This is a genomic window from Streptomyces sp. NPDC056835, from assembly GCF_042789485.1.
Classification (GTDB): Bacteria; Actinomycetota; Actinomycetes; order Streptomycetales; family Streptomycetaceae; genus Streptomyces.
Window position 1 is genome coordinate 42,318 of sequence record NZ_JBHUBB010000025.1, and the last position, 25,739, is coordinate 68,056.

The following is a 25,739-nucleotide window of genomic DNA, read 5'->3' on the forward strand; positions in this document are numbered from 1 at the left end:
AGTGTTCGGGTTTTGATGACTGACTCTTGGGACACCATTGCCGACTGGTATGCGGAGCTACTGAGGTCCGGCTCGGCCATGCACGACTTCGCACGCGACATCTTGCTCGACCGTCTCCCTGAGCTTCTCGCGGGTCAGCGTGTCCTCGACCTCGGGTGCGGGGAGGGGATCATCGCCCGCGCCACAGCTGCCCGCGAGGCATTGGTACTTGGTATCGACCCGTCGACGCGGATGATCGAACACGCGCGGGATGCCGAGAGGAACCAGCCGAGTGGAGCGTCCTTCTCGGTCGACGACGGATGCACGCTGGTCACGGTCACCACTGGATCAGTCGACTGGGTAACGGCCGGGCTGTCACTGAACAACGTGCCTGACCTCGATGCCGCACTATCGGCTGCGCATAGAGTCCTTGTCCCGGGAGGCTTCCTGGTCTTCACGATCCCACATCCCTGTTTTGAGGCACCACACGCCGCCTGGGCGGAGACCGAGGACGGGACCGTGCGCAGAGTCGTCGGCGATTACCTCACCGAGGGCTTCTGGCGTTCCCGCAATCCCGAGGGCGCTCGACGGGCAGGCAACCAGCACCGGAAGCTGTCCACCTATCTCGCCGCGCTGATGCGCAACGGCTTCGGAATCGAAGCCGTCGAAGAGCCGACACCGGATGCTCGTGTCGTTGCCGCGCAGCCGCAGCGCGCCGGGCTGCCACCCTTCATGCTCCTTCACGCGCGTCGCGCGTGATCGAAGCCTCTTACTCGGCGAGTGGTGAGGTGTCCCCTCGCTGCCAAATCAGAGCGGCGTGAGATCAACTCATCACCGCCCACTCCTTGCTCAGGGTGCTCGCTTCACGGAAATTGAGCCGGAACCCGAAAGCGGACAGTACTTGTCGGCGGATTCTGACAGCGCAGGTTGGTCCTTGGAGCGCGAAATATTGCCGAGAACTGACAGCACCTGGCAAGGGCGTCCTTCGTGCCGCTGCAGGGTCGGTCAGGCTGAAGTCGCCGGATGGGCGGCCCGGTTCTGGGCCGAGACCAGGGCATGGAACGAGTGATAGATCTTGATCAAGCGGCTTTGGAGGTCGCCGGACGCCGACACGGTTGGCAGCTCGCGGGATTGACTGCGGGCCCGGTGACCTGGCGTGACGAAGCTGCGGCCTGGCCGCGGCGGCTGGAGACGGACAGGCTGCCGACTGTCCACATCCGCTACGACAACCTCAAGCCGGCGGTGAAGCTGGTGCTGTTCGGCCACTCGCGCACGGAGTCGGCCCGGTGGGCGACCTTCAGATCGTGGTACGGCTTCTCGGCGTTCTACCGCACGCCGGGTGAGGAAGGCGCCCACGAGAAGGGAGGGGTGGAACACGAGGGCGGCCGGTTCCGCCGCAAGCATCTGGTCCCGCCACCCCAGGTCGAGTCCCTGGCGGAGCTCAACGAGCGTCTGGCGGCGATCGATGCGGCCGAGGATGCCCGGCACGTCCATGGCCGGCCCACGTTGATCGGGTTCGACTTTGAGCAGGAACGGGAACTGCTGGGCGCGCTGCCGGTGGACGGCTACGACTGAGGGACCGACCTCCCGCCGTCGTCTTCAGCCGTCTGCTCGGCTTCAGCCGGCAGACGGCCGCGAACTGGATCGCGGAAAGCGGCGGCGACGATGCCCGATACGCCGCCGGCAGGGCGCGCGACACGGAGGCAGCCACCGACCGGGCGGGCCGGGGCGGACGTGGTGTGCCGGCGCCGCTCGACCAACACGAGTCTTGACCAAATCATGGCCCGGTGGTGACCGACCGCTACCAAGGACCGTGCGGGACGTTTCACCTGTCCGAGGTCGGCGCGGCGTTGAGATCGCCCGGGGATTGGTCTTGAGGTGGTCCGGTCCTGCGCGGAATCCCGGCTATGCAGTGGGCGTGATGTGGGGGGCGGGAGCCAGGGTGCGCAGGACATCGAACTCGTTGCCCTCGGGGTCGGCCATGACTGTCCAGCTTCGGGTGGGGTCCTGGCTCACGTCCACCGTGGTGGCGCCGAGGCTGAGCAGCCTGGCGACCTCGTCGTCGGTGCTGGCATCGACAGGGCTCACGTCGAGGTGGAGCCGGTTCTTCACGGTCTTTCCCTCAGGCACCTGGATGAACACCAGCGTCGGCGGCATCTGGCCGGCCCGGACAGCCTCGACGGTCGGCTCCCAGGAGCCGATCTCGACTTTGCCCTCGCTCCGGTCGACACGGTGAAGTCCAGGACTTCGCACCAGAAGGCCGCGAGCCGCTGCGGATCGTGGCAATCGACGACCAATTCGGTGAACCTGCTGGTCATGGCTTCTCCAGGTTGGTGGTGGTGGAGGCGGGAGTGCTGAGGATGCCGTCGAACGCGTCGATGACCGGGGTGTGCAGGTACACGCTCTGCATCCGGATGCGGTCGGGGCCGCTGAAGTTCTCAGCCCGGGCCTGACGAAGATCAGCGACGGCCAGTTCAAGGCCGGTGTCGGCGAAGGCCGCTTCAATGCTTCCCGGCGCGGGTGGCTCCAGCGGGGTGTCGTGGACGGTGAATCCGAAGGGAGCCTTCTCGTCACGACGCATTTCGGCGGTGTCACCGGTGGCGCTGGTCAGGCCGAGGGCGAAGTACGAGTCACCGAGGGCGTGGTGCAGGTGCTGCCCCATGGGGAGCCCTGTGAGGTGGCCGTCGAAGGCGATCGGCGTCTTCTGGATGTGGGCGTTGTGGGCCATCAATACGACGCGGGCCGTGGGTTCGAGTCGGTTCAGGTGCCACAGAAGTGACTCCGCCATGTAGAGGTCGCGGGCAGAGGTGTCGGCGGTGAGACCCTCTCCGGCGAAGAGGGCGGCCATGGCACGGAAGGTGTAGTCGCCGTGACAGGCGGCCTTCAGGCATTGCAGGGCGGTGTCGTAGCTGTGCCGATCTCCGCGGGAGAGGTACAGCGGCTTCAGGGAACGGAATCGGATGAGCAGCCGCGCCAGGAGCGCGCTGAGGGTGTCCTGGTCGGTGGTGGCCAGACGCGCCCATGCGGGTGCGGCCACGGCCGCGGAGTCACCGGCGAAGGACGCGGCGATCGTGCTCGCGCTCTGGACCGCCGGCAGGGCTTCCGGATCGATTTGGCGGAGGTAGTCGGCGACCGGGGCCAGGGCGGGGAGCAGCGACCCGCCGGCCGCCGGGATGTCGATCCCTGCGAAGCGGACCGATTCCGCGACGGTGCGGTTGTGGCGGCGGATGAAGCGCACCGGCTCCTGGAGTCCGATGGGGACCGCGGTGGCCAGGAGTGCGGAGAGGTCGTCGTCCGCGCCCTGGCCGTGGACCCAGGCGTCGACGGGTATGGCTTCGCAGAAGCCGTACTCGAAGGCAAGGACGGTGAAGCCGCAGCGTTCGACGAGGAACCGCAGGATGCGCCGGCGCATCGCGGCGAACTCGTTGATGAAGTGGGAGTGCTCGCCGAGGGCGACCACGCGGGCACCGTCGAGGATGTCGCGCAGCGGTTCCAGGTCGTCCAGGGGCGCTGCCGGGTCGAGGTGGCTGAGCGGGGTGGCATGGCCGTGGAGCCAGTTGGCGAAGGGCGTTTGGTCGATGGCGGCGGGCATGTTGGCGGCTTTCCTCCGACAGATGATGGCGAGCGCGTGGGCGGTGGATTACGGGTGTGGGAGGGAGGGTGCCGCGTCCTGCGGCTGGGCGACACTGCCGGACATGAGGGTCCGTACATGCTCGCTGATGTGCTCCGCGGGCCAGTCCCACCAGGCCAGTGCGAGCAGCCGGACGATGTCCTTGTCGCTGTGGCGGGTGCGCAGGAGACCGGCCGGGTTGCCGCCGACGATGCCGTACTCGGGGACGTCCTTGGTGACCACGGAGCCGCCGGCGATGATCGCGCCGTGTCCGATGCGTACGCCGGGCATGACGGTCGTGCTGTGGCCGAACCGGACGTCGTTGCCGACGACGGTGTCCCCGCGGTTGGGCGGGCCGGTCAGCAGGTCGAAGTGGTCGGGCCAGGAGCCGCCCATGGTGGGAAGGGAAAGGTCGAGGGGCCGTCCATACGGTGGTTGGCGCCGTTCATGATGAACCGCACCCCCGTGCCCAGCGCGCGGAACGTGCCGATGACCAGCCTCTCCGGCCGTAGTGGTACAGCACCTTGCGGCTCTTGAACGCGGTCGCGTCGTCGGGGTCGTCGTAGTAGGAGTACTCCCTGACTTCGATCAGCGCGGACGTGACCAGTGGCTTGAGCAGTACCACCCGCGGCTGGCCTGGTATCGGGTGGAGAGTTGTGGGGTCGGCGGGTACGGGCACGGCGGGCGTCCTCATGGTGTGTGAGTTGTTGGTAGGCGGTCGGTTGCCGGCTGGTGGTGCGGTCCCTCGTTGGTCCGCGGGGCTCCGAACCAGGCGGAGAGAGCCTGCCGCAGCGCGGGTAGGAGGATGTCGGAGGATTCGCCGACAGGCGTGGCCCAGGCAATACGGGCGTCCGGGCGGATCAGGATGGCGTTGAGCGCGACGCCGGTGGCCGGGAACTGATGGGCCGCGTCGCCTGCCGGCAGGACGCGTCCCTCGCGGTAGCGCTCGGCCCGCCGGTCCTGGAACTGGTAACGCGACAGGCGAAGCGGTTCCGGCGTTGGTCAGTCCTTCCTGGACGATCCGGTAGCAGGTCGTCCGACGATGTCGGATGGTCTTCCCCGTCACGGTGGTGGTGAGCGTGACTTTCAGCTCGGGTGTGCGGGCGTCGGCCACCAGGTCGGGGATGCGGCTGAGGGAGGGTTGGGGTGGTTCCGGGCGGCCGGGGTCGGCCCGGAGCACACCGAGGACATTCCGTAGTTCTTCCAATGCCTGGTGGGAGCCGTCGGCGATGCCGCGGACCAGCACGCGGTTTTCCTCTGCTGTGAGGTCGGTGCGGTGGTCCAGCACTCCGGCCGCTTCGGGGCATCTGCAACTGGCTCCCCGGCGGCCTTACCGGCCGGCTGACAGCGGCGGGGCCGTCCCAAGCATGCCCGTTCCGGCGCCCTCGTGCACCCCTCAGGAGGACACCAGATACACCGAAACTTGTCCCTCGCCCTCACCGCAACCGCGGTGGCGGTGGCGGTGACCACGATTCCGGGATGGGCGGTGGCGGCAACGCCGACGCCGGACACCGTGCGGTGGGGACCGTGCCGGGAGGAGGCCGCCTCGGAGAAGGCCGCCTTGCCCCGTTTGGAGTGCTCGATGCTCGAAGTCCGGCTGGACTACCGGGACCCGGACGGCCGGCAGATCGAGATCGCGATCTCCCGGCTGGTGAGCAAGGAACCCTCGGAGCGCCGTGGAGTGCTGCTGACCAATCCGGGCGGCCCCGGCATCACGGGGCTCGGCTACCCGGCCGTTCTCGTCGGCTCAGGGCTACCGCAGAAGGCGCTGGACTCCTACGACGTGATCGGCTTCGACCCGCGTGGCGTCGGCCGCAGCACGCCGGTGACCTGCGATCTGACGCCGGAGCAGCAGGCACGCGGCAACTTCCCGCCGTACGCGCACACCGCGGCCGATGTCGCGCGGGAGGCGGGTAACGCACGGACCATCGCCGAGCAGTGCGCCCACTCACGGACGGCGTGGACGCTGCCACACCACCACCGCCAACACCGCGCGTGACATGGACCGGATCCGGGCGGCGCTGGGCGAGCCGAAGCTCTCGTACCTCGGTGCCTCCTACGGCACCTACCTCGGTGCGGTGTACACGACGATGTTCCCCAAGCGCGGCGACCGGGTCGTGCTCGACAGCAAGCTGGGCCCCGGCGGTTACGACGTCACGGCCATACGGTTGCTCCGGGTGCCGGAGGGCGTCGCCCAGTACGTCGGGACCTTCACCTCGCCCATTGATCTGTCGGCATGGGGCAACGTCGTGGTCGGGCTCGTTACTGTGGCGGCCGGCACGGAGCGGGCACTGCGGCTGCGCTACTCGTTCTCGTGGACGGCCATGTCCTGAACGACATGGCTCGCGTTTTCGACTTGTCTTCGGCCCGAATTCTGTCTCGTTCTCCCGCAGCCCGCACCATCTGCATCCGTAGATACTGCTGGTCGTGATCAGATCAAGAGCTACACGGCTCCTCGCCACGCTCACCGCAAGCCTCTTCCTGATGCTGGGCATACAAGCCGTTCCCGCGTCCGCAGAAACCTTCTGCGGTACCCACTCGGTCGACGGCGCCATCTGGACGGAGTACACCCAAACACCCGGTGTGCAGCAGTCCCTCGGCTGCCCCACCTCCGATGAGCTCGGCCTTTCCGACGGTGCCGGGCGGCGCCAGGTCTTCGAGCACGGCTCGATTTACTGGAGCCCGAGCACCGGCGCCCACGCGATCTGGGGCCTGATCGGCGACAAGTGGGGAGCCATGGGCTGGGAGGGGGGATCACTCGGATACCCCACGAGTGACGAACTGACCCTTCCGGACGGCGCCGGTAAGCGTCAGGTCTTCGCGGGCGGCTCGCTCTACTGGCACCCCACCCGGTCCAATGGCGTACACCCCGTCTGGGGCGTCATCGGGCAGCGCTGGGGTGACGCAGGCTGGGAGGGCGGCCCGTACGGCTACCCCATCACCGACGAGCTCTCCCAGGAGGGCGTCACCCAGATGTTTGAGCGTGGTCCGATCCGGTGGTCACCGGGCGAGACTCCCAACCCGCAGTGGGCACGGGCGAAAGCAAAGCACATCGACGGCAACGCGAACGCGGGCGATCAGCACGAGACCGCGACCCTGCTGCCCAAGGGAGCCGATCGCGGAATCGTCCTCGTGCGCGGCTTCATCGGCGAGGGCACCCCGCTGACAAACGCCATCGGCGAGCATCGCAAATGGAGCACCGACCCTGAAGCCGGTGCGAAGGCAACGTTCGCTTGGGACACGGCCACGGGCCAGGTCGGCGTCTACGTCGAACACTCCTGCATCCAGGGGACCGGGTGGTGCCGTGACGCCAAGCCTTTGGTTCGCAGCCAGCACGCCCGGGTGGTGGACGACAGCACCGCGCCGACGAATGAGTACTGGGTCGAGCCGTACGGTGACGGCGGTATCCGGATCGACGTGTCGATGGCCAACGCATTCGTTGACGCACCGCTCGCGGACACCCAAAATCTTGGGCGGATTAACGCGACGTTCTACGTGTGGCCGCACGGATACGACGACAAGAACCGGAATTTCACCGGCTTCGACAGCAAGGCACAAAAGGACAAGTTCCCTTCCTGGGAAGTCCTGCGCTATCCGCGCCTCAAGGAGAATTCCGGCGGACTGGAGGCCCTTTGGCAGGCCACTGTCTGGCAAGGCGCTGTCTCCGATCTGAAAGCTCCGCAGCACACCTGCACCCGGATTGGTCCGGATACCACCCCCGTCGACATGAGCTGCGTCTGAGTCCTTCAACAGCTCAGAGGTTGTCTCACGTGGTGCTTCAGTTACTCAACCGTGCTCGTGAGGAACGTGTGGAACTCGGCGGCGAGGTTTCGCATCTCCTCGCCGGCCGCGTGCACGGTGGTGGTCTCGAAGTGCCACTCCTCGGACGGAGGCCGGTCGTGGATGCCCCACGTCAGGTGGACGTAGCCGCCCGGGCGGTGTTCCGCCGAGATGGTCAGGTCGCGTTCCAGAGAGCGCCAGGCGCGAGCTCCTTCCCAGCCGCGGAAATCCTCGGCCAACGAGGAGAGGAAGGTGTCGAGGCCATCGCCGTCCCACGTCCGCACCAGGGTTTCGATGCTCACCCATTGCCCGCGAGCCTTCACGAGGAAGTCGAGCGTGGGGTCGTCCCCGAACGGTTTTGCCAGCTCGGAGAAGAGCAGGTGGACCGGTCGCGATCCGGAGTCTCCCACGCGTACCGCGGGGCTATCTTCGATCATTTGGGCAGGGTAGAAGGCGCGGGACTCGATACCCAACTGCTTTCCCTTCGCTGCCCCGGGCACGGGCCGCAGGCACCACCTGGGGCATGATCGTCCGCTATGGCTGTGGATCTTGCGCGGGAACTGGTCCCTGACAGGTTGTGGAAGATTGCCGCGCCGCTGATACCGCCGTTCCGGCTCAGGCGGCAAGGTGGTGGGACGGTGCCGGTGGCGGATCGGAAGGTGTTCACGGCGGTGGTCTACGTGCTGACCAGCGGTTGCGCCTGGCGGTATCTACCGCCGACGTTCGGCACCTCACCTGCCACCGCGCATCGCCGGTTCACGGCGTGGACCAGGGCCGGTCTATGGCGTCGGCTGCACCGGGCAGTCCTGGACGAACTCGGTGCCAGGGGTGAGCTGGACTGAACCTCAGCGATCATTGACGCCGCGTCCGTCCGTGCGAAAAGGGGGGCTCGCTGACCGGACCGAACCCGGTCGATCGCGGCAAGAAGGGCAGCAAGCTGCATGTGCTGTCCGAAGCCCAGGGCATCCCGCTGGCCGTTGCGGCATCCGGCGCGAACGTGCACGACAGCCAGGCGTTCAAGCCGCTGCTCCTGGGCCTTCCTGCCGTACGCTCCCGGCGCGGGCCGCGACGACGGCGACCAGTCAAGGTCCGCGCCGACAAGGTGTATTTCTCAGCCGAACACCTCGACTGGCTCCGCTCACGAGGGATCATTCCCCGCATCGCTCGCCCGGGCATCGAGTCCGGCGAGCGGCTCGGCCGACACCGCTGGAAGATCGAGAGATCGATCGCCTGGCTGTTCGGCTACCGCCGTCTCACCGTCCGTTATGAACGTGAGGGCAGCCACTTCCTCGCCTTCCTTGGCCTCGCCGCAGCTCTCACCTGCTACAGGAAACTCGCGAAACTCACCACGTGAGACAACCTCTCAATCAATTCAATTGGCGTAAAGCCCCGTTCTCCTTCATGAAGGAGAACATTGAGCCGGTGACGGGGTCCGTGGCGGTCGCCGGGGCGGCCGGCATGCAGCTTGGCGGCTCCGGGGGATCAGATACGACGGGGACACGGCCACCGCGGTGCGCCCGAGTGGCGGATCGAGGACCCCGTCGGCTTCGGTCCGAGGCCGGCCCAGCGGTTGGGCTACGGTGTCACATCGTGACGACTTTGATTATCGGTGGTAGTGGCTTTCTCGGCACTGAGCTGATCCGGCAGGCAGCGGCGGCTGGGCAACCGACGGTCGCGACATACGCGACCAGCCCCGGCAACACCGCCCGAGTCGCGTGGCACCGCCTCGACTTACGGGGGGACTCTGGGCGGGTGGACGCGGTCATGGCCGAGGTCAGACCCCATCTCATCGTCAACGCATCGAGCGGCGAAGCCGATTGGGCGGTCACGGCTCAAGGCCCCGTGCGCCTGGCCATCGCGGCGGCGAAGTACGGCAGCCATCTTGTTCACGTCTCCAGCGATGCAGTCTTCTCCGGTTCGCGCGACTACTATGACGAGTCCTGCCTCCCCGACCCCGTCACCCCGTACGGAGCGGCGAAAGCCGCGGCGGAGACCGGCGTCCTGCTCGTGCATCCGCAGGCCGTCGTCGCCCGTACCTCGCTGATCATCGGCGGCGGGCGGTCCGTTCACGAACGGGCCGTGCACGAGCTCGCCGCCGGCACGCGCGAAGGCGTCCTGTTCACCGACGACATCCGCTGCCCGGTGCACGTCACCGACCTGGCCGCAGCCATCTTGGAACTGGCGTCACACAACACCCACGGCATCCACCATCTCGCAGGAGCAGACGCCCTCAGCCGCCACGAACTCGGCACCCTCATCGCCGGACGCGACGGCCTCGACGCCTCCCGACTGCCCACCGGCCTGCGCGCCCACAGCACGCTTCCCGGCCCCATCGACGTCCGCCTCGACAGCCGCGAGACCCAGCGGAAACTGCGCACCACGCTACGCGGCGCCCGGCGATTCCTCACTGCAGCAGCCTGACCCTCGGCCCTGACGATTTGGAGACAGGCTGCCCAAGACGCTACGCCGATGCCAGCCATCCCATTCCGCTCAGCGTGCACAAGGACGTGAGAGCGTCGGGTTCCCCGCCCGGACCGGGACAGCGTGTGACGGCTCCCGCCCATCTCGCGGGTTTGTTGAGTAAGCGCTTCAATCGGTGTGGAATCTCGCGCTTCGCTGTACACGCCGAGGCTGTGACCTGCGGCTTCTCGCGGTGTCTCACGGTGCTTCATCTGCGGTTGTCTCAGCTCCCGGTGCATTCCATCCGGTTCACCGAGACCGCGCCGGACGGGCAGGCCGCTGACCTACGGTGAGACTATGAAGCCCCGCTGGACTGCGCAATGGTCAGCTTTGAGGACGCGGTTCCGGGTCGATCGTGCACGATGTACGCAAACTGCCGGGTGCGACCGGGCGGCGACGACCGGACAGCAGACGGGCTTCAAGTCGCGGCTGAAGTCTCACAGAGGCGACAGAGCCGTACCCAGCGTCGCCGTCGATGATCCGCGGGTGGCTCAAGTGGCCGTCGAGCGGCACGCCTTCGAAAACGCCCTGCAGGCCGTCATCGAGGAGTCCGGCCTGGATAAGGACGACGATGCCCTCTTCGACGCCTGGGACACTTTGCACCCCGCTACCGCCGATGACGGTGAGGGCGAGGCCGACCTCAGCTCTGGCAGGCGGGAGGCCGACTCCATGAACGCGTTCGAAGCCATCGGCAAGATGCCCTACGACTTCTCCCCAGCCCGCCTGCGCTGTATGGAACTGGCCGAAGAACTCTCCGCCCAAGATTCACCCGGTACCTAAAACACGGCCTACCTGTGTTGTTCGGACAGATTGGTGACGCGGCCGGCTGGGGGCAGACGCACCACGGGGCCACGGCCGGCTACATCTGCAAGCTGCCCTATCGACCTCGTCGTCGACCTCGCGACCCACGCACGACACCTCGACGTACGCTACGGCCCTGTCCGCCCCAGCCGGTGTGGCCATACAAGCCCCGGGCTGGGCGACTCGCTTGGTTGCGGGATGAGCTGGCGCGAAGGCCCGTGGCGGAGATCGTGGAGTTCCAGGTTTGCCTCGATCGCCTGTGTGAACAGGGGTTCAGCTGGGACCTTTGGGGTGCCGCCGAGCGGATCTTCGGCGGCTGGTGCTCGGACGACAGCTTCTGCTACTTCCGCCTGTGGGCAGTCGGCCTGGGCCGGACCACGTTCGAGCAGGCTGTGCGGAACCCCGACACTCTGGCCGAAGCTCCTGAAGTCCGGCGCTTGGTGGGTAGGCCACGAGGTTCTTGGGACGATGACTGGCCGGAGTGGGAGGAGTTGGACTATGTCGCGGCCGAAGCCCATGAGCAGGTGACCGGGGTGTCTGACGAGTACGAAGCCTTCTATACGGCCGTAGACGCCCGCCAGAGCGGCGACGAAGTGGTTCGAGATCCGCTGGGAGAGCGTTGGGACGTGCGGGGCGAGGTCGAAGCGACGCGCAAACTGCCGCAGCTGAGCTCCAAGTTTCCGATCACGACGCAGCCCTGATGTCCCGTCTCACTCTGGTTGTCTGTTGATCTTGCTGTGAGCTGCCGGTTCGCCAGGATGGTTGCGAAAACCTCGCCACGCACTCCTGGCGAACATGGCTCCTGCGGAATCTCCAGGATGGTGGGGCGGAGCGTCACTGCTCATCGAGGGACGCCTGCCGGGCAAGGAACTCCTCGAACGCCGCCTTCTGCTTCGGATCCATGAAGCCTTGGCGGACATCGCGGGCCTTCTCCTGGAGCCAGTGCGCCTCGTCGGGGTCCAGTAGTTCGGCGACCACGACGCCTTTGCGAGCAACCGCCGTGCGCCCTCCTACGCGACGACGAAAGAGCGTGAACGCGCCGAATTCCGCTGGGTGGGTCAGTTCCGGCTCCTCCGCCACAGCCCTGTTCTCGTCCCCAGCGCCACTCGTCGGGTAGGCGGTGGGGGCCCAATGCTCCCAGAGCGCCAGCGTGGCCGCGGGCACCAGCACCGCGCGTTCCGCCTCTTCACGCCCCTCCCACATGAACGTGACAGTGACGGGCTCGCCGACCGCCTCGGCCAGCCCGAGCACCCTCTCCACCTCATCGTTGATCGGGTAACCCGCCACTACATCGATCTGAATGCCCATGGTGCATGAGGCTACTGGCCGCTTCCGAGATGCCAGGCTCACAGCTCCGATGCACCCGAACCAGCGGCAGGCCGGCAGCGGGTTCTCGCAGCGTGGCGGTGAGCGCTGTCAACGGTCATTGAGATGCCCAGGCGGGTGGTCGTTGGATGTCCCGGCTGGCGGCCATCGGAAACCCAGGCGTGTGGCCAGTGGTGTTCCTGGGGTGGAGATCAGTTCAAGGGGACCACTCCCCTCCCGGCGAGGGCCTCGGCAAGGCGATGCGAGTCGCCGGTGGTGCTCACGAGGTGAGCGTGGTGCATGAGGTGGTCGGTGCTCGCGCCCGCGAGAGTCTTCGGCCTGATCGTGTCGAAGCCCGAGGGATGTTGCTGGTCACCACGATGGAGCGTCGTTCGCAGGCGGCATTGATGAGCGGTAGAACGCTTCGGCGGCGTCTTCCCCGACGGGCAGCAGGCCGATGTCGTCGATGACGACGAGGTCCGCGCGGCAGATCCGGGCGACGGTGTGGGCGGTGGAGCCGTCGACCTTCGACTTGCCGATGGCGGCGCTCAGCGGCTCCAGGGTGAACCAGGACACTCGCAGGTCCCTCTCGATCGCGGCCTGGGCGAGCCCCCCGGTGAAGTGCGACATTCCTGTGCCGGACAGGCCGGCGATCACCAAGTTCTCGGCGCGGCCGATCCGTTCCAGGGTGATGAGGGAGTTCTGGGTGGGTTCGGGGACAGTGGTGCCCTCGGCCCAACGACCTGTGGTTCAACAAGAAGCACAGGGCGTTCGGCGGCAATGTGCAGTTCCTGTCCGCCCCCGGGCGGCACCCCGTTGTGGGTCTCCGGCGTCGAGCCTGGTTCCACCCCCGATATCACCGCCGCCCGCCGCTACGCGCTACCCGCGCTGTACAAGGCAGCCGCCGAGGGAACGCCGACTTTGGCGGACAAGGGCTATATCGGTGCGGGCATCGGTATCCGGTCCCCGTCCGCCGTCCCAAGGGCCAGTCCGAGCCCCCGGCCCCGGCCCCCGGCCCCCGGCCCCGGCCCCGGTCGGACGGGCGGATCAGCGCAGTCCGGCGAAGAGATCGTTCTCGGGTACGGCCGCGCCGGTGGCGTCCTTGACCCGTACGAAGGTCTCCACGCCCATCAACTCGCCGAACCTCTCCTTGCCCATCTTGAGGAAGAAGATGTTCTCGCCCTGACTGGCGTGCGCGGCCAGCGCATCGAACTTCTGACCGCTGAACGCGGTGGTGTCCACCCACGTGGTGATCTCATCGTCGGGGAGGCCGATCTCGGCCATCGCGGCGGCCTCGGCAGGGTCCGGCTCCGGCATGTCCTCATGAAACTCGCGCATGGTCTCCCCGAACCGCTGCATCATCGAGCGGGGCATCGTCGTCCAGTACACCTTCGGTGTCAGCGCGGTCATCTCCAGCGCCGCCATCGTGATGCGGTGGGCCTGGATGTGGTCGGGGTGGCCGTAAAAGCCGTTCTCGTCGTAGGTGACGACCACATCGGGTCGATAGTGCCGCATGAGTTCGGCGAGTCGGGCGGCGCCTTCCTCCACGGGGGTCTGCCAGAAGGATCCGGGGGCGTCGTTGCTCGGCCAGCCCGTCATCCCGGAGTCGGCATAGTCCAGCATCTCCAGATCGCTGACCTTCAGGACGTCACAGCTCTCCTCCAGTTCTTGACGGCGTGTCAAGGCGACGGCCGCCGGATCGTGCCCGGGATCGCCCGGCTTGGCACCCCCCGTTCCGTCACCGCAACCGCCGTCGGTACATGTCACGAGAACCGTGCGGATGCCTTCCGCCGCGTACCGCGCGAGGACCCCTCCGGTTCCGGTGGCCTCGTCGTCGGGGTGGGCGTGTACTGCCATGAGCGTCAAGGGCCGGTCAGTCATGAAAAAATCCTCCTGCAGAAATACGTCTTGGTCCGAGTGCGCGGCGGGCGTACCGCGCTCCTGGGGCCCGGATCCTGGTGGGGCGGACGACCTTGTGGTCTCCGTGTTCCCCGCCCGTGCGGCGCCGGTCCCTCGGTCGGTGCAACCGTGCCGGCCGGACCGCCTGTTCCCGGCGCGGCCGCTTGGCCTTCCAGGCGTCGGCGTTTCAACGCGAACGAGATACAGGCGCGACCCGCACATCTCAGCGCCACGTCGGATCCGACTTCCATCCGCCACCAGCCGTGAGATTCCGACACGAAATTTGAGACCCTACAACTTCGGTGAGAACGGACAGTTCGCCGGGGGGCGGACAGGAAAGGTCCACGAAAGACTGGCCGACGGGTGCAGGGACATGTCAACGTAGGCGACCTTGCAAGAAACCCCAGGTCAGAGAGATGATTGCTGGTGACCGTGGCTCCCGTTAGCCCCGGATTCGGCCACCACCGTCGAAGCCCTGCGGCTGCGCGAGTGGCAGCTCGGCCCGGGCCGGCCCGCGCTCGTCATGGACCAGTTCTCCGCTGAGGTCTTCAGCCTGATTGTGGATGACCGGACGGACGCGCACGTCAGTGGCAAGGACGGCCGTTTCTACCTCGGGTCGTTCCCGCTCGGGCGCCCCGGCCCCGTTGGCGAGGGGTGGAAGCTCGCCGTCACCGGTACAGTCGAGGTACGTGGTCATGACATGTCCTTCGATACCGAGACGCCGGCCGATATCGTCGCCGCCGCCGTGGCGCGCGTGCTGGAGAGCTCCCGGCGTGTGTAAACCGGAGGCTCCAGTCGGAAGTCCTCCATCGGAGGCTGCTCTCTGTTTCCCGGCGGCGTCACAGTCCGCCATTCACCGCGTCCCTGATACCAGGAGGCTGTCCGTGACTGACACGGAACTGACCGTCGGCGAGCTCATCGGCCTTTTGTCCGGCTACGACCGGAGCGCTCCGGTGCGGCAGGCGATGAACCCGGTCTTCCCGATCGCGCACCGCCTCGCGCAGGTCGTCCAGGCCGTGGACGAGACCGGTCGGCCCGTCGTCAACCTCGCTACCTCGCTGAAGGGCGGGACGCGGACACGCAGCTCGGTCATCTGCCGCCCGAGGTCGCCGTCGAGCCGGCCTGGCAGTCTCCGGTCCAGGCGCCTCCGCGCCGCCCCCGCCGTACGGCCGGCGGCAAGTAGAACCGCACCTGGCCAGCCTTCGGTAGGCGCCCCTGTACTCCGAGTTCCCGCTGACGTCGGCCGAACTCCCTCCGGTAGCCCTGAAACCGCGTGGGCGGGTGCGCCCATCTGCGGCTGAGCTCTCGCGGGCGCGGCGGCCAGATGCGGTTGGCGTCCTTCGCGGCTGACTTGGCCGAGAGGGACGACCGCATCTCTTGGGGATCAGCTTGACCGCGCGCGACGGCGTGCACGTGCTGTCTTCTGTGACCAGGTCCGGTCAGGCACTTGCCGGCCCTTCGCTGACTCCAGGGAGCAGCCCTGGGCTCCCTGTTCGTCACCCGCTTTGCTCTTCCGTACCGCCCTACGGCTAGTTTGTATGCAGGACAGGTACGCAGACCCGTGGTGGCAGAGGCGCACGGGGGATGGGAGGTCGGGAAGAGTGTCGCTGCGCGTAGGCGATCCAGCCGAGATCGGCGGTTATCCGCTTGAGGCGCGGCTCGGCTCGGGTGGCATGGGCACGGTCTTTCTGGCCCGTACGAGTTCGGGGCGACCTGTCGCGATCAAACTGATCCACCAGCAGTTCGCGGGGGACGACGAGTTCCGTATCCGTTTCCGGCAGGAGGTGGCGGCTGCGAGGCGGGTGAGCGGCGCCTTCACCGCCGCCGTGGTCGACGCCGCCCCTGAGGCCGAGCAGCCGTGGATGGCGACGACCTATATCGAGGGGCCCACGCTCGCCCAGCGCATCGCCACGAAGGGCCCGCTGAACGGACCGGAGCTGAGAAGGCTCGCCATCGGGCTGGCGGAGGCGCTGCGCGACATCCACCGGGTGGGGGTTGTCCACCGTGACCTGAAGCCCTCGAACGTCGTGCTCTCGCCCGAAGGTCCGCGCGTCATCGACTTCGGCATTTCGCGCGCCGTGGACCAGCAGACGCTGACGATGACAGGACGGGTCATCGGTACGCCGCCCTTCATGTCGCCGGAACAGTTGCAGGCGCCGCGTGGTGTGGGGCCGCGGTCCGATGTCTTCTCACTGGGGACACTGCTGGTGTACGCGGTGACGGGCCACGGGCCCTTCGACGCGGACAGTCCGTATCTGACGGCGTATCAGGTGGTACACGAGGAGCCGTCGCTGGATGCCGTGCCGGAGGCTCTGCGCGCGGTCGTCGAGTCGTGCCTGGACAAGGATCCCACGGGGCGCCCCTCGGCGGACGAACTCCTCGTGCTGCTGCGGGACCTGCCGGCCGACCTCGGCGGGACCGACATGAACGGAGTTGGCGCGGGCCGCACCCGCGACATGATCACCCAGCATCACTTCGCGACGCGGGCCACCCCGGCGCCGACTGCCCCGGCCAGCGCCCCGACCGGTCCCGGTACAGGGAGCACCGGCACCCCCATCGGCCGCCGTCTGCGCGGCCGATGGCGGCCTGTGCTCGCGGCCGCGGTCGCGGTGGCGGCGATCGGCGGGGGAGTCGCCATGCTGCGGACGGGCGGCGTCGGGGAGAACAGCGGCGGCGACAAGGGCAACAGCGTTGCGGCGCCGGGTGCCGCGCTTCCGGACGGCTTCGGGCCGTGGCGCGAGACCGTCCGGGGCGGTCGCGAGGACATCCCCGACGAGCTGCGTTGCGTCGCGCGCGGCGACGCACTGTTCTGCGGGGGCGGCGGTGTTGTCGCGACCCGTATCAGAGCCCAGGACGGCTCGCGGGTGTGGACGGCGAAGAGCCCGGGCGTCCCCGTCCAGGGCATGCACCTGGTGGGCGCCACCGACGACACGGTGCTCGGTTACCGCTTCGCCGCCGAGGACACCCCGCAGGACCCTTCCAGCGAGGTGGTGGCCATCGACGCGAACAACGGCCGGGAGCTGTGGTCCGTGCCGTCCGGCGCCCAGTCGACGGCCGTCACGGGCCGGGCCCAGGACGCCCTTGTGGTCGGCTCCGCCGTCGTGACGGTCGACGCTTTCAACTCCCGCTTCGAGGCCCGGGACGCGCACAACGGTGAGATCACCTGGACGACGCCGTTCCCCACGGGTACGCAGTGCGCTCCCGTCCCGGTGGGCCCACAGCTCTTCGCGATGTGCGCGACGGATGCGGAGGTGGACGCCTCAGAGGTGCGCCACCCCACCCTGTACCCGGTCGACCGCGCCTCGGGGGCACTGGGCAGCGCCATCGCGGTCAACGGCCCCGCCGTGCCGATGGGCGTCGCCGACGGCAGGCTCGTATTCCTTCTGGGACGCATGGAGGGAACGGCGCTGGCCGGGTACGACGGGGTGGCGCGGGTCGACCCGGCCTCGCGGAAGGTCACGTACTCCCGGCTGGCCAGGACGTACGCGGGGACGCCCGGCATGGCGGACGGCACGGTCTACGTGAGCGGGCAGACCGGTCTCGTCACGGCGCTCGACCCCGCGACCGGCCGGCAGAAGTGGTCGCGGCAGACGGGCGTGGAGGGCGCGTCCGGCCCCGCGGCGGGAGCCGACGCGCTGTATTTCAGCTCGGCCACCGGTCGGATGGTCGCGCTGTCGCCGCACGACGGCAGACCCCTGTGGACAACGGATCCGCAGGCCGAGGGTTTCACGGGCGAGCAGGGCGCAAGCCCGCGCGTGAGCGTCGTAGGGCGTGCGGTGATCGTGGCCGCGGCCAAGAACACCCTCTTCGCCTTCGACGCACAGAAGCCGCCGAAGTCGGGCTGACTCCGGCGGCACCGGACGCCTTCCCTGCCGTGCGGACACCTCACGTGTCCCGCCGCGGGCCGGCTGGGAAACCGTTCCCGCTCACGCAATGAATACAAGTACGATCTGTGGCATGAATATTCAGACTGTCTCTTTCGATCACCCCGACGCCGTTAAGCTCAACGATCGCGTGCAGTTCGAGTACGCCGAGCGATACGGGCACGAGGGCGATGCCACGCCTCTCGCCCCCGGCATGTTCGAACCGCCGCAGGGCATCTACCTGATCGTCTACGACGATCAGGGCGCCCCGGTCGCGACCGGCGGCTGGCGCACCCAGGAGAAGAACGACGACGGGTACGCGGACGGTGACGCGGAGATCAAACGCATGTACGTGACCCCGGAGGCCCGCGGCCACGGCCTGGCCCGGCGGATACTGGCCGCACTGGAGGACAACGCGCGTGCCGCGGGCCGCACCCGCATGGTCCTGGAGACCGGCACCAAACAGCCGGAAGCCATCGCTCTCTACGTCTCCAGCGGCTACGAACCCTGCGCCAAGTTCGGCCACTACCGTTTCCACGAACTCAGCCGCTGTTACGCCAAATCCCTGGCCGGCGCCACCAGCGAGCGAACGCCCGCCGCTATCACTGCCGAAGCCACCGGGCTGGAGGCAACGGCTCTCTGACGGGTTCCGAAGCAGGATCACGCATGTCGCGCTCCTCGCGTGAATCCCGCCCGGGAGGGGGGCGGGCCGCGTGGCTGTCGGCGGGGCGGCGCGGTGAGAGCGGCGTGGTGCGCTGCGGCAGCCCTCCGGAGGAGTTGTCGCCGGACCGGCGCGGCAAGCCTGGTCGGCTGCTGCGGGTCCGAGCCGGCGGCGAGCCGGCGTGTTCTCCGCACCGTGCTTCACCAGCCGCAATCAGACGGATACGGGCACTCTCACCCCGACGTTCCTGCGCAGCCAGCGGGAACAGGCCCGACGGTTCAAGCGGAACAGCCCCGTTGCCTGCCGCCGTGACAACCGGGCGGCGTCCGGCCTTGTTGCCCTTGGCCTCGGCGGCCCGCAGCCCGTCGTAGGTCAATTCCCGTTGTAGGTCGCGCTGGAGTTCACCGGCGGCCGCGAGGGTCTGCATCATGAACTTCACGGTGGACAGCAGTTCTCCGGTGCGCGGGTGGCGGGCGGTGAGGTCCATCGCGGAGAAGGCGCCGTCGTGGATGCGCAGGGCGATGCGGTCACGGTGCGGGACATCAAGCACGTCGAGGATGTGCCGCGTGCCGCGTACGAGGCGGAACATCTCGGAGACGTGTATGGCGAGCTCAAGCGGTCAGCGCAGCACCGCCGTTCAGAAGGTCAGCGTAGACCTCCGCCGGAGTGCGGTAGCCGTGGGTGGTGCGTTGATCACTTGGGGTCGCCATCGTTTTCCGGCAGGCGCCGGCGTGGATGCGAGCGGATCCCGCGTCGTTGTCAGGCTTGCACGGTGGACCACAACCCCTCCTGACGCCCGGCTGGTCAGGCATGGTGCCGGATTCAGGGGCGGCCAGGTTCGTCGCAGGCGGTCCAGATGAGGCGACGGGCGAGCTCACCGGTGCGCTGGGAGGGACCCTGGGGGCCGAGGACGGTGGCGGTGACGTAGACACCATTGAGGACGAGGAGTAGATCGTCGGCGAGCTGCTCGGGGTCGGGAGCGCAGGCGTCGGCCGCCAAGTCACGCATCCAGTGGCGGACCCGCTGAGCCTCGCGCACAAGGCGGTCCGGGCCGGAGTCATAGGTGATGAATCCGGCCCGGACCGCTTTCGACTGTACGGGCGCGCGGCTACTCGTCCTCACCGTCGTCCGTCTCCTCGTCGCTGTTCGGGTCGCGCGGTTGCCGCAGGCCCGGCGCCGGCGGCCGGGTGAAGGCGTAGCGGCCGAGGAAGTTGATGTGGTCGTACTGGAGCGGGGAGAGCCGGGCGAGCAGCTCGTCGGTGACGGGGAAGCCGTCGGCGGTCAGCTGTTTGACGGCGGCGTCGATGTGGGGGCTGTTGAAGAGGACTACGCAGTTCAGGGCCAGGCCCGACCTCAACGTCGGCCGTGCCGACCGCATCGGCGCCGACCGCGGTGATGAGACCGTCCTCCAGCATCACGTCCGTGGCGACGATGGTGCGCTCAGCGTCGAACCGCGGGCGCCGTGAATCCGTGTACGCGTCGAAGTCCTCCTGTGCGTGTCGAGGAGGCCCTTCCTCCCCGGACATCACCACGGAGAGGAAGGTCGGGCGCCAACTGTGACATCGGCGGGCGCGATCGTGATGTGGCTCACGATCGGGCCCTCTGCGTCACACTCGCGGCGTGACGGCTCTCTTCGGTCCGACAGACGAGGAGGCACATGTGACACCCGCCCCACCACCGCACCCGACGGCCGACACCGTCACCGACCAGTTCCTTGGCCATCGCGAGCTGATGTTCTCGGTGATCTACAACCTGCTCGGCAGTGTCGCCGAGACCGAGGGCGCGCTCCAGGAGGTGTGGCTGGCCTGGTCCGCCCGGCACCGCGAGCCGGACGCCGAGCCCGTCCACAACGCCCGGGCCCATCTCGTCCGCATCGCGGCCAATCGCGCTCTCGCCCGCCGCGCGGACATGAGCCGCGGGCGGGAGACCTACATCGGCTCCCGGCTGCCTGAACTCCGGTGACGGCCGAAAGCGATGGGGAGTCAGCCCGCGGCGGTGTTGTAGTTGACGATTTGCTCCACCATGAGAGCGACCGCACCGGCCAGTGGGCTGTCCGCCCCTTTGCTCGCCACGTCAGGTAAGCGGTGTGCTTCCTCCGCGGTGACTGCCACCATGCCCCAGAACGCGTTGAAGCCCGAAGGATCCGCCGGCTTGTCGGCCGCCGCCTCGACTGTGATGACGCCGCCCCCCTCCACCACGGCCAGCGCGCCCATCTGCTGCAGCGTGTCGGGATCCTGCTCTTCGGCGGCCACTACGCTCCAACCCGCCACCCCTATGTGTCGCAATGCGGCGAGTAGACAGCCGGCACTGCCCGCGCCGGTGATAACGATGTCAGGCAGGACAAGGGCCACCGGCCCTTGCATCATCGGCAGGGCGGACCGGATCGCCCCGTTGAGCCCCGGTTCAAACGACTCGTCCTGGTAGACAAAGACAATTTGAAAGGTCTCGGCGTAGCGCGCGAGATAACTCACCGTGTCCAGCTTGTGTGTCCTGAATACGACGACCAGGCGCACGTTGAGTCCGCTTTTGGCCAGTTCAACAACGGCCTCCAGGCTGCGGTCCAGCACAGTGACCCCAGGAGCCAGACAGTGCAGCTCCTTCGAGTAGGGCGCCCTGAAGCGCGTTCCGAATCCGGCGCAGGGCAAGATGATCGAAACATCAGGGATGGGCACGGACGAACTATGCATCGAGTGGCTCTCAGGTTGTGTTGACGATCGGGAACCCAGCGCGACCAGACCCTGTCCGGATACGGGCGGCCCAAGGCCGACACCGCACCGTCGGCCTGGAAGGCACGCTGGCGCTCACCGTAGTCACCGAGGACGGCTCCACGCGAGAGGGAGCGTTGATCGACGAGATCGTCAGCGAGGCAGTGGAACGGTCACCACACGGCGCTCCACGGCCGGCACCCGTCCGGTGTCTGCTGCGTCCAACTCCGTTACGGCGGTGCTCGCTTGCGCATCCACTTGGGCGAGGGCAAGGCGTGAATGGGCCCGGCACCTTGGTGTTCGGGACCACCGGCACGTTCAGTACCACGCGACGTACACTGCTGCCGCACACCCGCTACGGCCGACGCGTCGCCGTCAACGAGGACCGCTCGAAGCCTGGGCGGGCGCGGGCCGAAACGTATGGGAAGACACAACGAAAGAGGACGCGGAATGCGGGTGCTGTTGTCTACGTACGGGACGCGTGGCGATGTCGAACCGCTGGTGGCACTCGCGACGCGGCTACGGGAGCTCGGCGTGGAGGTGCGGATGTGCGCCCCGCCGGACGAGGAGTTCGCGGAGCGGCTGGCAGGTATCGGGATACAACTGGTGCCGGTCGGGCCACCGGTGCGCGAGTTGATGCGCGGGACGACTCTGCCGTCGGCGGCGGATCTGTCCCGGTACCGGACTGAGTTGGTTGACACGCAATTCGACATCTTCCCTACGGCGGCCGACGGATGTGACGCGCTGGTGGCGGCCGGCCTGGCGCAGATTGCCGCGCGGTCCGTGGCCGAGGCCGCGGGCATCCGCTATGTGTACGCGAGCTATTCGGCGGTCAACCTGCCGTCGCCGCACCACGCGCCGCCACCGCGGCCGGGCTGGCCGGAGCCGGAGGCGAGCGACAACCGGACGCTGTGGGAGCTGGACGCCCACAACGTGAACGCGCAATTCGGCGAGACGCTCAACGGCCACCGGGCATCGATCGGTCTGCCGCCGGTGGACAACGTCCGCGACCACGTTCTCACCGACCAGCCGTGGCTGGCGGCGGACCCGGTCCTGGGACCGTGGCGGGAGACCCCGGGCCTCGACGTGATCCAGACGGGTGCGTGGACCCTGGCGGACGAACGCCCGCTCCCGGCCGAATTGGTGACGTTCCTGGACGCGGGCGCGCCGCCGGTCTACGTGGGCTTCGGCAGCATGCGCCCGTCGCCGGGCATCGCCCGGAGGGCCATCGAGGCGATCCGCGCGCAAGGTCACCGCGCACTCGTCTCCCGCGGCTGGGCGGACCTGGACCTGGTCGACGACCGGGACGACTGCTTCGCCGTCGGCGAGGTCAACCACCAGCGTCTGTTCGGCAGGGTGGCCGCCGTGATACACCACGGCGGCGCGGGTACGACGCTGACGGCCGCCCGGGCGGGCGTGCCGCAAGTGGTGGTAGCTCTCCAACTGGCGGACAACCCGTACTGGGCCGGCCGGGTGGCAGAGCTGGATATCGGCGCGGCACTCGATGGTCCGACTTCGACCATCGAGTCCCTGAACGTCGCGTTCAAGACGGCCCTGGCACCCGAGACCCGGGCGCGGGCGAAGGCTCTGGGCACCAAGATCCGCACCGACGGAGCGACGGTGGCCGCGAGGCTGCTGCTCGACGCCCTCCGGTGAGGCGGACCCGGCCCGTCGGCCCGGGACGACGCCACCACGCAAGTGCGACGAGGCCGAGGAAGAACGCTGTCCAGCTCGGCGTCGACGGCGTGATCCACGACGGTGACCAGGTGCTGGTACGGCTCGGATCCGGCCTCGGACGCGGATCGCTGTGTGGTGTGCCCGCGCGGCGGCCTCGTCAGACGGTCTTGACGACGGTGCCGGCTGCTTCGAGTGCGGTCACCTCGTCGGTAGGCGCCGCGTTGTCGGTGACGAGGGTGTGCAGGAGTGTGGAGGGGCCGACGTAGGCGTAGGCGGTGCGGCCGAGTTTGCTGCCGTCCGCGGCGACGATGACGCGGCGGCTGGAGGCGATGCCGGCCTTCTTCACCGCCGCGTCGTCGAGGCCGTAGGCGGTCAGTCCCTCGGCCGCGCTCAGGCCGCAGCAGCTGATGATCGCGGTGTCGAAGCGCAGTGCGGCGCGAAGGGCGGCTCCTCGCCCCTGAGCAGCAGGGTGCGTGCTCCGCCGCGGACGCGTTGGAGGGCGCCTTGTGCGGCCAGTGCGTCGAGGTCGCGCCGGATGGTCATTTCCGAGGCGCCGGTCAGCTCGGCGAGTTCCTGTACGACCCTGGTGCTGCCCGGCCTGTCCCCGGATCTCTGGACGCTGGCGGGTGCCCTGCTGGTCTTCGGCTTCCGCAACGGCTGCCTCGACGTGAGCGTCCGCTTGTCGCCGAAGTAGTCGTAGCTCCCCCGGTCCGCATCGGGAAGGCCGCTGTCGGGGCCCTCGGCATGCTGGCGGTCGCCACCGGTGCCTTGGAGTCGGTGGTGACGCCGACGCTCCCGCTCCTGCAACGCGAGCTGGAAATGAGTCCCGCCGAAGGGGCGTTACTCAGCATCGTGCTTCTCATCACCGGCGCGCTCATCACACCGGTCGCGGGCAAGTTCGGCTCGACGCCGTCCATGAGGCCGTCGTAGAAGCCTTCGAGGTACCGGAGCGCGACAACACCGGTCAGGTCGCCCTCTCGTTGGCAGCCGCGGAGTCGGATCCCGCCGCGCTGGTACGGCTGGTGGGACGGTCGCGCCGGTGGAGAGAGGCGAGGTAGGCGTTGTACGCGGTGAGCGGGTCCTTGCCGTCGCCGCGGTCGATGGCACGGTCAACGCGCTTCGCTTCCCGGGCGTCCGAGCGGACCCACTGGGCCGCCAGGGTGATGGTGGTGATCAGCATGGGGATATCGCCGGTGGCCCAGGCGATGGCCCCGGCCCGGTACTGGTCGTCGGCCAGTGTGGCGCCCCAGACCCGTTCCACCGCCTGGAAGTAGTCCCCGCCGATCAGGTCGGTGGAGCTCATCAGCGCGATGGAGAAGAAAGAGTGGAAGGGCATCGTGATGACGAGAATGATCAGCTTCGCGAAGTGCGGGATACGTCGTGGTGTCGGATCGATGCCGATGATCACCCAGAAGAACAGCAGGCCCATGGCGAGGAAGTGGAGCTGCATCGCCAGGTGACCGAGGTGGTCGCGCATGGCGATTTCGAAGAGCGGCGTGAAGTAGACCATGAACGAGCTGCCGATGAACAGCGCCATAGCGGCCACCGGGTGGGTGATCACCGAGTTGACCCGGCTGTGCAGGATCTTCAGCAGCAGCTCACGTATCCCGGCCCGGCCGGATCTGGGGGCGGGACGCAGGGCCCGCAGAGCCAGGGTGATCGGCGCGCCGAGCACGAGGAGGATGGGCACGACCATGGCCATCGCCATGTGCTGGCCCATGTGGACGCTGAACATCACGCGTCCGTAGGTGGCGAGACCGCTCATGGTGCACAGGGCCAGGGCGAGCAGGCCAAGCATCCAGGCGGTGGTACGGCCGGGTGGCCACGCGTCGCCCCGGGCTTTCAGACGTCGCACGCCGCGCCAGTAGGCGAGGGCGGCGATGGTGATCAGCAGGGCGAAGACCGGGTCGAAGCGCCATTCGGTCAGCAGCCGGAGGGCATTGACGGGGGCGGGCATCGGATAGCCGATCAACTCGCTCGCCGCCGAGTAGGGAAGCGACCCGACCGCGGGCGCGGGGCTGCGGGACAGACCGACGGCCAGCCCGACTGTGCCGGCCATCAGCAGCAGCTCGGCCATGGCCAGGCGTACGAATGCCGACCGGCGCCCGGCCTTCAGCGCGGGCAGGGTACGGCGCCGGTGCCAGCCCCCGCAGGCGGCGAGTGCGGCGAGCCCGACGGTCTTGGCGAGAAGCAGTTGCCCGTACGGGGTGGTGAGGAGCCGGGCGGGCGAGTCGACGCGGATGAGCGCGTTGATGACGCCGGACGCGGTGACGGCGAGCAGACACCATCCGGCGAGCGCACTGAATCCGGTGGCCGCCTTCGCGGCATAGCCGCGGGCCCGGACAGCGGTGGCGACGACGGCGACGAGGCCGGCGATCCAGACCGTGGCGGCCACAATGTGCACGGCCAGACTGACCACGGCCGCATCGTGGTTGCCTGCCGAGGCGGCATGGCCGGTGAACGCGGGCGGTATCAGTGCGGCGAGCGCGATCACCAGAGCCACCCGTGCGCCCCGCCCGGTGGTGACGCCGGGGCCGAAAGTAACGAGCAGGACCGTCGCACAGGCGGTCAGTGCCAGGGCGCGCCCCTGGGGCATGGAGACGGCGAAGCTGATGAGCAGGCTGGGTTCGACGATCTGCCCGACCGGCTGAGCCAGCACATCCGACGCGGTCAGCAGCAGTGTCGCCACCGTGGCGGCGAGCCACAATCCGGCCGCCGCCCAGGCGCAGGTCAGGGCGCGCTGCCGTCGTCGGGTCAGACGCGGTTGCCCGGTGGGCAGCAGGACGGTCACCAGGAGCAGAAGTCCGATGGTGAGCACAGCGGTCAGGCTCGCGGTGGTCTCGGCCAGCGGCAGGCCCCAAGAGGTGCCCGGTCCGGCCTGGGGCAGTCCCGGCAGCGCCTCGGGGATGCCACCGCCGAACCAGACGGCGCCGGTGGTCGAGGCTCCGGCAGCAGCCAGCACGACGGTGACCAGCAGCGGTGGGCGCGAGGCCACTCGC

General features: G+C 68.4%; 20 protein-coding genes and 12 pseudogenes. 17 read left to right on the forward strand and 15 right to left on the reverse strand.

The genetic code is table 11. The features are described 5' to 3' along the window. The first annotated feature begins 15 nt into the window (after window positions 1-15). Window positions 16-738 (forward strand): class I SAM-dependent methyltransferase, encoded by a 723-nt coding sequence (locus ACFRMN_RS26295; RefSeq protein WP_383023428.1) that lies wholly within the window; start codon window positions 16-18, stop codon window positions 736-738. A gap of 387 nt (window positions 739-1,125) precedes the next feature. Further along, a complete protein-coding gene (locus ACFRMN_RS26300) occupies window positions 1,126-1,554 on the forward strand; it encodes a hypothetical protein (RefSeq protein WP_383023431.1) in 429 nt (142 codons plus the stop codon). 330 nt (window positions 1,555-1,884) lie between these two features. Here ACFRMN_RS26300 and ACFRMN_RS26305 read toward each other — a convergent pair. The 5 genes and pseudogenes from ACFRMN_RS26305 to ACFRMN_RS26325 all read right to left on the reverse strand — a co-directional run. Next, a pseudogene (locus ACFRMN_RS26305) lies at window positions 1,885-2,297 on the reverse strand (VOC family protein). Continuing rightward, a complete protein-coding gene (locus tag ACFRMN_RS26310; protein WP_383023434.1) occupies window positions 2,294-3,571 on the reverse strand; it encodes an erythromycin esterase family protein in 1,278 nt (425 codons plus the stop codon). The pseudogene ACFRMN_RS26305 and the gene ACFRMN_RS26310 overlap by 4 nt, the downstream one beginning before the upstream one ends. Window positions 3,572-3,619: 48 nt before the next feature. Beyond that, a pseudogene (locus ACFRMN_RS26315) lies at window positions 3,620-4,268 on the reverse strand (CatB-related O-acetyltransferase). An 11-nt stretch (window positions 4,269-4,279) separates the two neighbouring features. Beyond that, the gene (locus tag ACFRMN_RS26320; RefSeq protein WP_383023618.1) at window positions 4,280-4,570 is read right to left on the reverse strand and encodes an FAD-dependent monooxygenase; all 291 of its coding nucleotides are present in this window, start codon (window positions 4,568-4,570) and stop codon (window positions 4,280-4,282) included. Then, window positions 4,488-4,883: pseudogene (locus ACFRMN_RS26325) on the reverse strand (sensor histidine kinase); the annotation flags it as partial. The pseudogene ACFRMN_RS26325 and the gene ACFRMN_RS26320, both read right to left, overlap by 83 nt. Window positions 4,884-5,000: 117 nt before the next feature. On the opposite strand from ACFRMN_RS26325, the pseudogene ACFRMN_RS26330 reads away from it, so the two are divergent. Both ACFRMN_RS26330 and ACFRMN_RS26335 read left to right on the forward strand, forming a co-directional pair. Further along, window positions 5,001-5,760 (forward strand): annotated as a pseudogene (locus ACFRMN_RS26330) (alpha/beta fold hydrolase); the annotation flags it as partial. 313 nt (window positions 5,761-6,073) lie between these two features. Then, entirely contained in the window at window positions 6,074-7,330 is a 1,257-nt protein-coding gene (locus ACFRMN_RS26335; RefSeq protein ID WP_383023437.1) for an LGFP repeat-containing protein, read from the forward strand. 41 nt (window positions 7,331-7,371) lie between these two features. On the opposite strand, the gene ACFRMN_RS26340 is transcribed toward ACFRMN_RS26335, so the two are convergent. Continuing rightward, on the reverse strand, window positions 7,372-7,806 hold the full coding sequence (locus tag ACFRMN_RS26340) for a DUF6228 family protein (RefSeq protein ID WP_383023439.1): 435 nt from the start codon (window positions 7,804-7,806) through the stop codon (window positions 7,372-7,374). Window positions 7,807-7,905: 99 nt separating this feature from the next. Here ACFRMN_RS26340 and ACFRMN_RS26345 point away from each other — a divergent pair. The 4 genes and pseudogenes from ACFRMN_RS26345 (at window position 7,906) to ACFRMN_RS26360 (ending at window position 11,331) form a co-directional block, all read left to right on the forward strand. After that, a pseudogene (locus ACFRMN_RS26345) lies at window positions 7,906-8,723 on the forward strand (IS5 family transposase). A gap of 236 nt (window positions 8,724-8,959) precedes the next feature. Further along, the gene (locus ACFRMN_RS26350) at window positions 8,960-9,790 is read left to right on the forward strand and encodes an SDR family oxidoreductase (RefSeq protein WP_383023442.1); all 831 of its coding nucleotides are present in this window, start codon (window positions 8,960-8,962) and stop codon (window positions 9,788-9,790) included. Between the two features lie 501 nt (window positions 9,791-10,291). Then, window positions 10,292-10,609 (forward strand): annotated as a pseudogene (locus ACFRMN_RS26355) (MerR family transcriptional regulator); the annotation flags it as partial. A 173-nt stretch (window positions 10,610-10,782) separates the two neighbouring features. After that, on the forward strand, window positions 10,783-11,331 hold the full coding sequence (locus tag ACFRMN_RS26360; protein ID WP_383023445.1) for a DUF4240 domain-containing protein: 549 nt from the start codon (window positions 10,783-10,785) through the stop codon (window positions 11,329-11,331). A gap of 133 nt (window positions 11,332-11,464) precedes the next feature. Here ACFRMN_RS26360 and ACFRMN_RS26365 read toward each other — a convergent pair whose 3' ends face one another. Further along, window positions 11,465-11,938 carry a hypothetical protein gene (locus tag ACFRMN_RS26365; protein WP_383023448.1) on the reverse strand — a complete coding sequence of 158 codons (474 nt, stop codon included), beginning with the start codon at window positions 11,936-11,938 and terminating at the stop codon, window positions 11,465-11,467. Window positions 11,939-12,307: 369 nt separating this feature from the next. Further along, window positions 12,308-12,643 (reverse strand): annotated as a pseudogene (locus ACFRMN_RS26370) (ATP-binding protein); the annotation flags it as partial. 29 nt (window positions 12,644-12,672) lie between these two features. Between ACFRMN_RS26370 and ACFRMN_RS26375 the strand changes: the two are divergent. Beyond that, window positions 12,673-12,907 (forward strand): annotated as a pseudogene (locus ACFRMN_RS26375) (transposase family protein); the annotation flags it as partial. Window positions 12,908-12,982: 75 nt separating this feature from the next. Here ACFRMN_RS26375 and ACFRMN_RS26380 read toward each other — a convergent pair. Continuing rightward, window positions 12,983-13,816 carry a PIG-L family deacetylase gene (locus tag ACFRMN_RS26380; RefSeq protein WP_383023451.1) on the reverse strand — a complete coding sequence of 278 codons (834 nt, stop codon included), beginning with the start codon at window positions 13,814-13,816 and terminating at the stop codon, window positions 12,983-12,985. Window positions 13,817-14,260: 444 nt separating this feature from the next. Between ACFRMN_RS26380 and ACFRMN_RS26385 the strand changes: the two are divergent. From ACFRMN_RS26385 to ACFRMN_RS26400, 4 genes and pseudogenes are all read left to right on the forward strand, one after another. Continuing rightward, window positions 14,261-14,615: pseudogene (locus tag ACFRMN_RS26385) on the forward strand (DUF317 domain-containing protein). 103 nt (window positions 14,616-14,718) lie between these two features. Then, window positions 14,719-15,017 (forward strand): annotated as a pseudogene (locus tag ACFRMN_RS26390) (hypothetical protein). Between the two features lie 418 nt (window positions 15,018-15,435). Next, window positions 15,436-17,679 (forward strand): serine/threonine-protein kinase, encoded by a 2,244-nt coding sequence (locus tag ACFRMN_RS26395; protein ID WP_383023454.1) that lies wholly within the window; start codon window positions 15,436-15,438, stop codon window positions 17,677-17,679. Between the two features lie 112 nt (window positions 17,680-17,791). Continuing rightward, the gene (locus tag ACFRMN_RS26400; protein ID WP_383023456.1) at window positions 17,792-18,340 is read left to right on the forward strand and encodes a GNAT family N-acetyltransferase; all 549 of its coding nucleotides are present in this window, start codon (window positions 17,792-17,794) and stop codon (window positions 18,338-18,340) included. On the opposite strand, the gene ACFRMN_RS26405 is transcribed toward ACFRMN_RS26400, so the two are convergent. From ACFRMN_RS26405 to ACFRMN_RS26415, 3 genes are all read right to left on the reverse strand, one after another. After that, window positions 18,300-18,947: a hypothetical protein gene (locus ACFRMN_RS26405; RefSeq protein WP_383023459.1), complete on the reverse strand. Its 648-nt coding sequence runs from the start codon at window positions 18,945-18,947 to the stop codon at window positions 18,300-18,302. The genes ACFRMN_RS26400 and ACFRMN_RS26405 overlap by 41 nt on opposite strands. A 233-nt stretch (window positions 18,948-19,180) precedes the next feature. After that, entirely contained in the window at window positions 19,181-19,480 is a 300-nt protein-coding gene (locus ACFRMN_RS26410) for a hypothetical protein (RefSeq protein ID WP_383023461.1), read from the reverse strand. Continuing rightward, window positions 19,467-19,736 (reverse strand): Tn3 family transposase, encoded by a 270-nt coding sequence (locus ACFRMN_RS26415; protein ID WP_383023464.1) that lies wholly within the window; start codon window positions 19,734-19,736, stop codon window positions 19,467-19,469. The genes ACFRMN_RS26410 and ACFRMN_RS26415 overlap by 14 nt, the downstream gene beginning before the upstream one ends. A gap of 242 nt (window positions 19,737-19,978) precedes the next feature. Here ACFRMN_RS26415 and ACFRMN_RS26420 point away from each other — a divergent pair, with 242 nt between their 5' ends. Continuing rightward, a complete protein-coding gene (locus tag ACFRMN_RS26420; protein ID WP_383023467.1) occupies window positions 19,979-20,320 on the forward strand; it encodes a sigma factor in 342 nt (113 codons plus the stop codon). Between the two features lie 20 nt (window positions 20,321-20,340). Here ACFRMN_RS26420 and ACFRMN_RS26425 read toward each other — a convergent pair whose 3' ends face one another. Further along, the gene (locus tag ACFRMN_RS26425) at window positions 20,341-21,030 is read right to left on the reverse strand and encodes a hypothetical protein (protein ID WP_383023470.1); all 690 of its coding nucleotides are present in this window, start codon (window positions 21,028-21,030) and stop codon (window positions 20,341-20,343) included. A 483-nt stretch (window positions 21,031-21,513) separates the two neighbouring features. On the opposite strand from ACFRMN_RS26425, the gene ACFRMN_RS26430 reads away from it, so the two are divergent. Beyond that, the gene (locus ACFRMN_RS26430) at window positions 21,514-22,719 is read left to right on the forward strand and encodes a glycosyltransferase (protein WP_383023473.1); all 1,206 of its coding nucleotides are present in this window, start codon (window positions 21,514-21,516) and stop codon (window positions 22,717-22,719) included. Window positions 22,720-22,897: 178 nt separating this feature from the next. Here ACFRMN_RS26430 and ACFRMN_RS26435 read toward each other — a convergent pair. Further along, a pseudogene (locus ACFRMN_RS26435) lies at window positions 22,898-23,340 on the reverse strand (DeoR family transcriptional regulator); the annotation flags it as partial. Between ACFRMN_RS26435 and ACFRMN_RS26440 the strand changes: the two are divergent. Together ACFRMN_RS26440 and ACFRMN_RS26445 are read left to right on the forward strand one after the other, a co-directional pair. Next, a complete protein-coding gene (locus ACFRMN_RS26440) occupies window positions 23,276-23,434 on the forward strand; it encodes a hypothetical protein (RefSeq protein WP_383023626.1) in 159 nt (52 codons plus the stop codon). The pseudogene ACFRMN_RS26435 and the gene ACFRMN_RS26440 sit on opposite strands and share 65 nt — an antisense overlap. Before the next feature lie 50 nt (window positions 23,435-23,484). Next, window positions 23,485-23,643 (forward strand): annotated as a pseudogene (locus tag ACFRMN_RS26445) (MFS transporter); the annotation flags it as partial. Between the two features lie 61 nt (window positions 23,644-23,704). On the opposite strand, the gene ACFRMN_RS26450 reads toward ACFRMN_RS26445, so the two are convergent. After that, window positions 23,705-25,735 (reverse strand): cytochrome c oxidase assembly protein, encoded by a 2,031-nt coding sequence (locus tag ACFRMN_RS26450; protein WP_383023476.1) that lies wholly within the window; start codon window positions 25,733-25,735, stop codon window positions 23,705-23,707. Between the last annotated feature and the right edge of the window lie 4 nt (window positions 25,736-25,739).

What these genes read in the sequence shown, in the direction of transcription:
- ACFRMN_RS26295 (WP_383023428.1), top strand. Translation starts at nt 16, where the DNA reads ATGACTGACTCTTGGGACACCATTGCCGACTGGTATGCGGAGCTACTG.
- ACFRMN_RS26310 (WP_383023434.1), bottom strand. Translation starts at nt 3,571, where the DNA reads ATGCCCGCCGCCATCGACCAAACGCCCTTCGCCAACTGGCTCCACGGC.
- ACFRMN_RS26335 (WP_383023437.1), top strand. Translation starts at nt 6,074, where the DNA reads ATGCTGGGCATACAAGCCGTTCCCGCGTCCGCAGAAACCTTCTGCGGT.
- ACFRMN_RS26340 (WP_383023439.1), bottom strand. Translation starts at nt 7,806, where the DNA reads ATGATCGAAGATAGCCCCGCGGTACGCGTGGGAGACTCCGGATCGCGA.
- ACFRMN_RS26365 (WP_383023448.1), bottom strand. Translation starts at nt 11,938, where the DNA reads ATGGGCATTCAGATCGATGTAGTGGCGGGTTACCCGATCAACGATGAG.
- ACFRMN_RS26380 (WP_383023451.1), bottom strand. Translation starts at nt 13,816, where the DNA reads ATGACTGACCGGCCCTTGACGCTCATGGCAGTACACGCCCACCCCGAC.
- ACFRMN_RS26400 (WP_383023456.1), top strand. Translation starts at nt 17,792, where the DNA reads ATGAATATTCAGACTGTCTCTTTCGATCACCCCGACGCCGTTAAGCTC.
- ACFRMN_RS26405 (WP_383023459.1), bottom strand. Translation starts at nt 18,947, where the DNA reads ATGTTCCGCCTCGTACGCGGCACGCGGCACATCCTCGACGTGCTTGAT.
- ACFRMN_RS26415 (WP_383023464.1), bottom strand. Translation starts at nt 19,736, where the DNA reads ATGCGGTCGGCACGGCCGACGTTGAGGTCGGGCCTGGCCCTGAACTGC.
- ACFRMN_RS26430 (WP_383023473.1), top strand. Translation starts at nt 21,514, where the DNA reads ATGCGGGTGCTGTTGTCTACGTACGGGACGCGTGGCGATGTCGAACCG.
- ACFRMN_RS26440 (WP_383023626.1), top strand. Translation starts at nt 23,276, where the DNA reads ATGGTCATTTCCGAGGCGCCGGTCAGCTCGGCGAGTTCCTGTACGACC.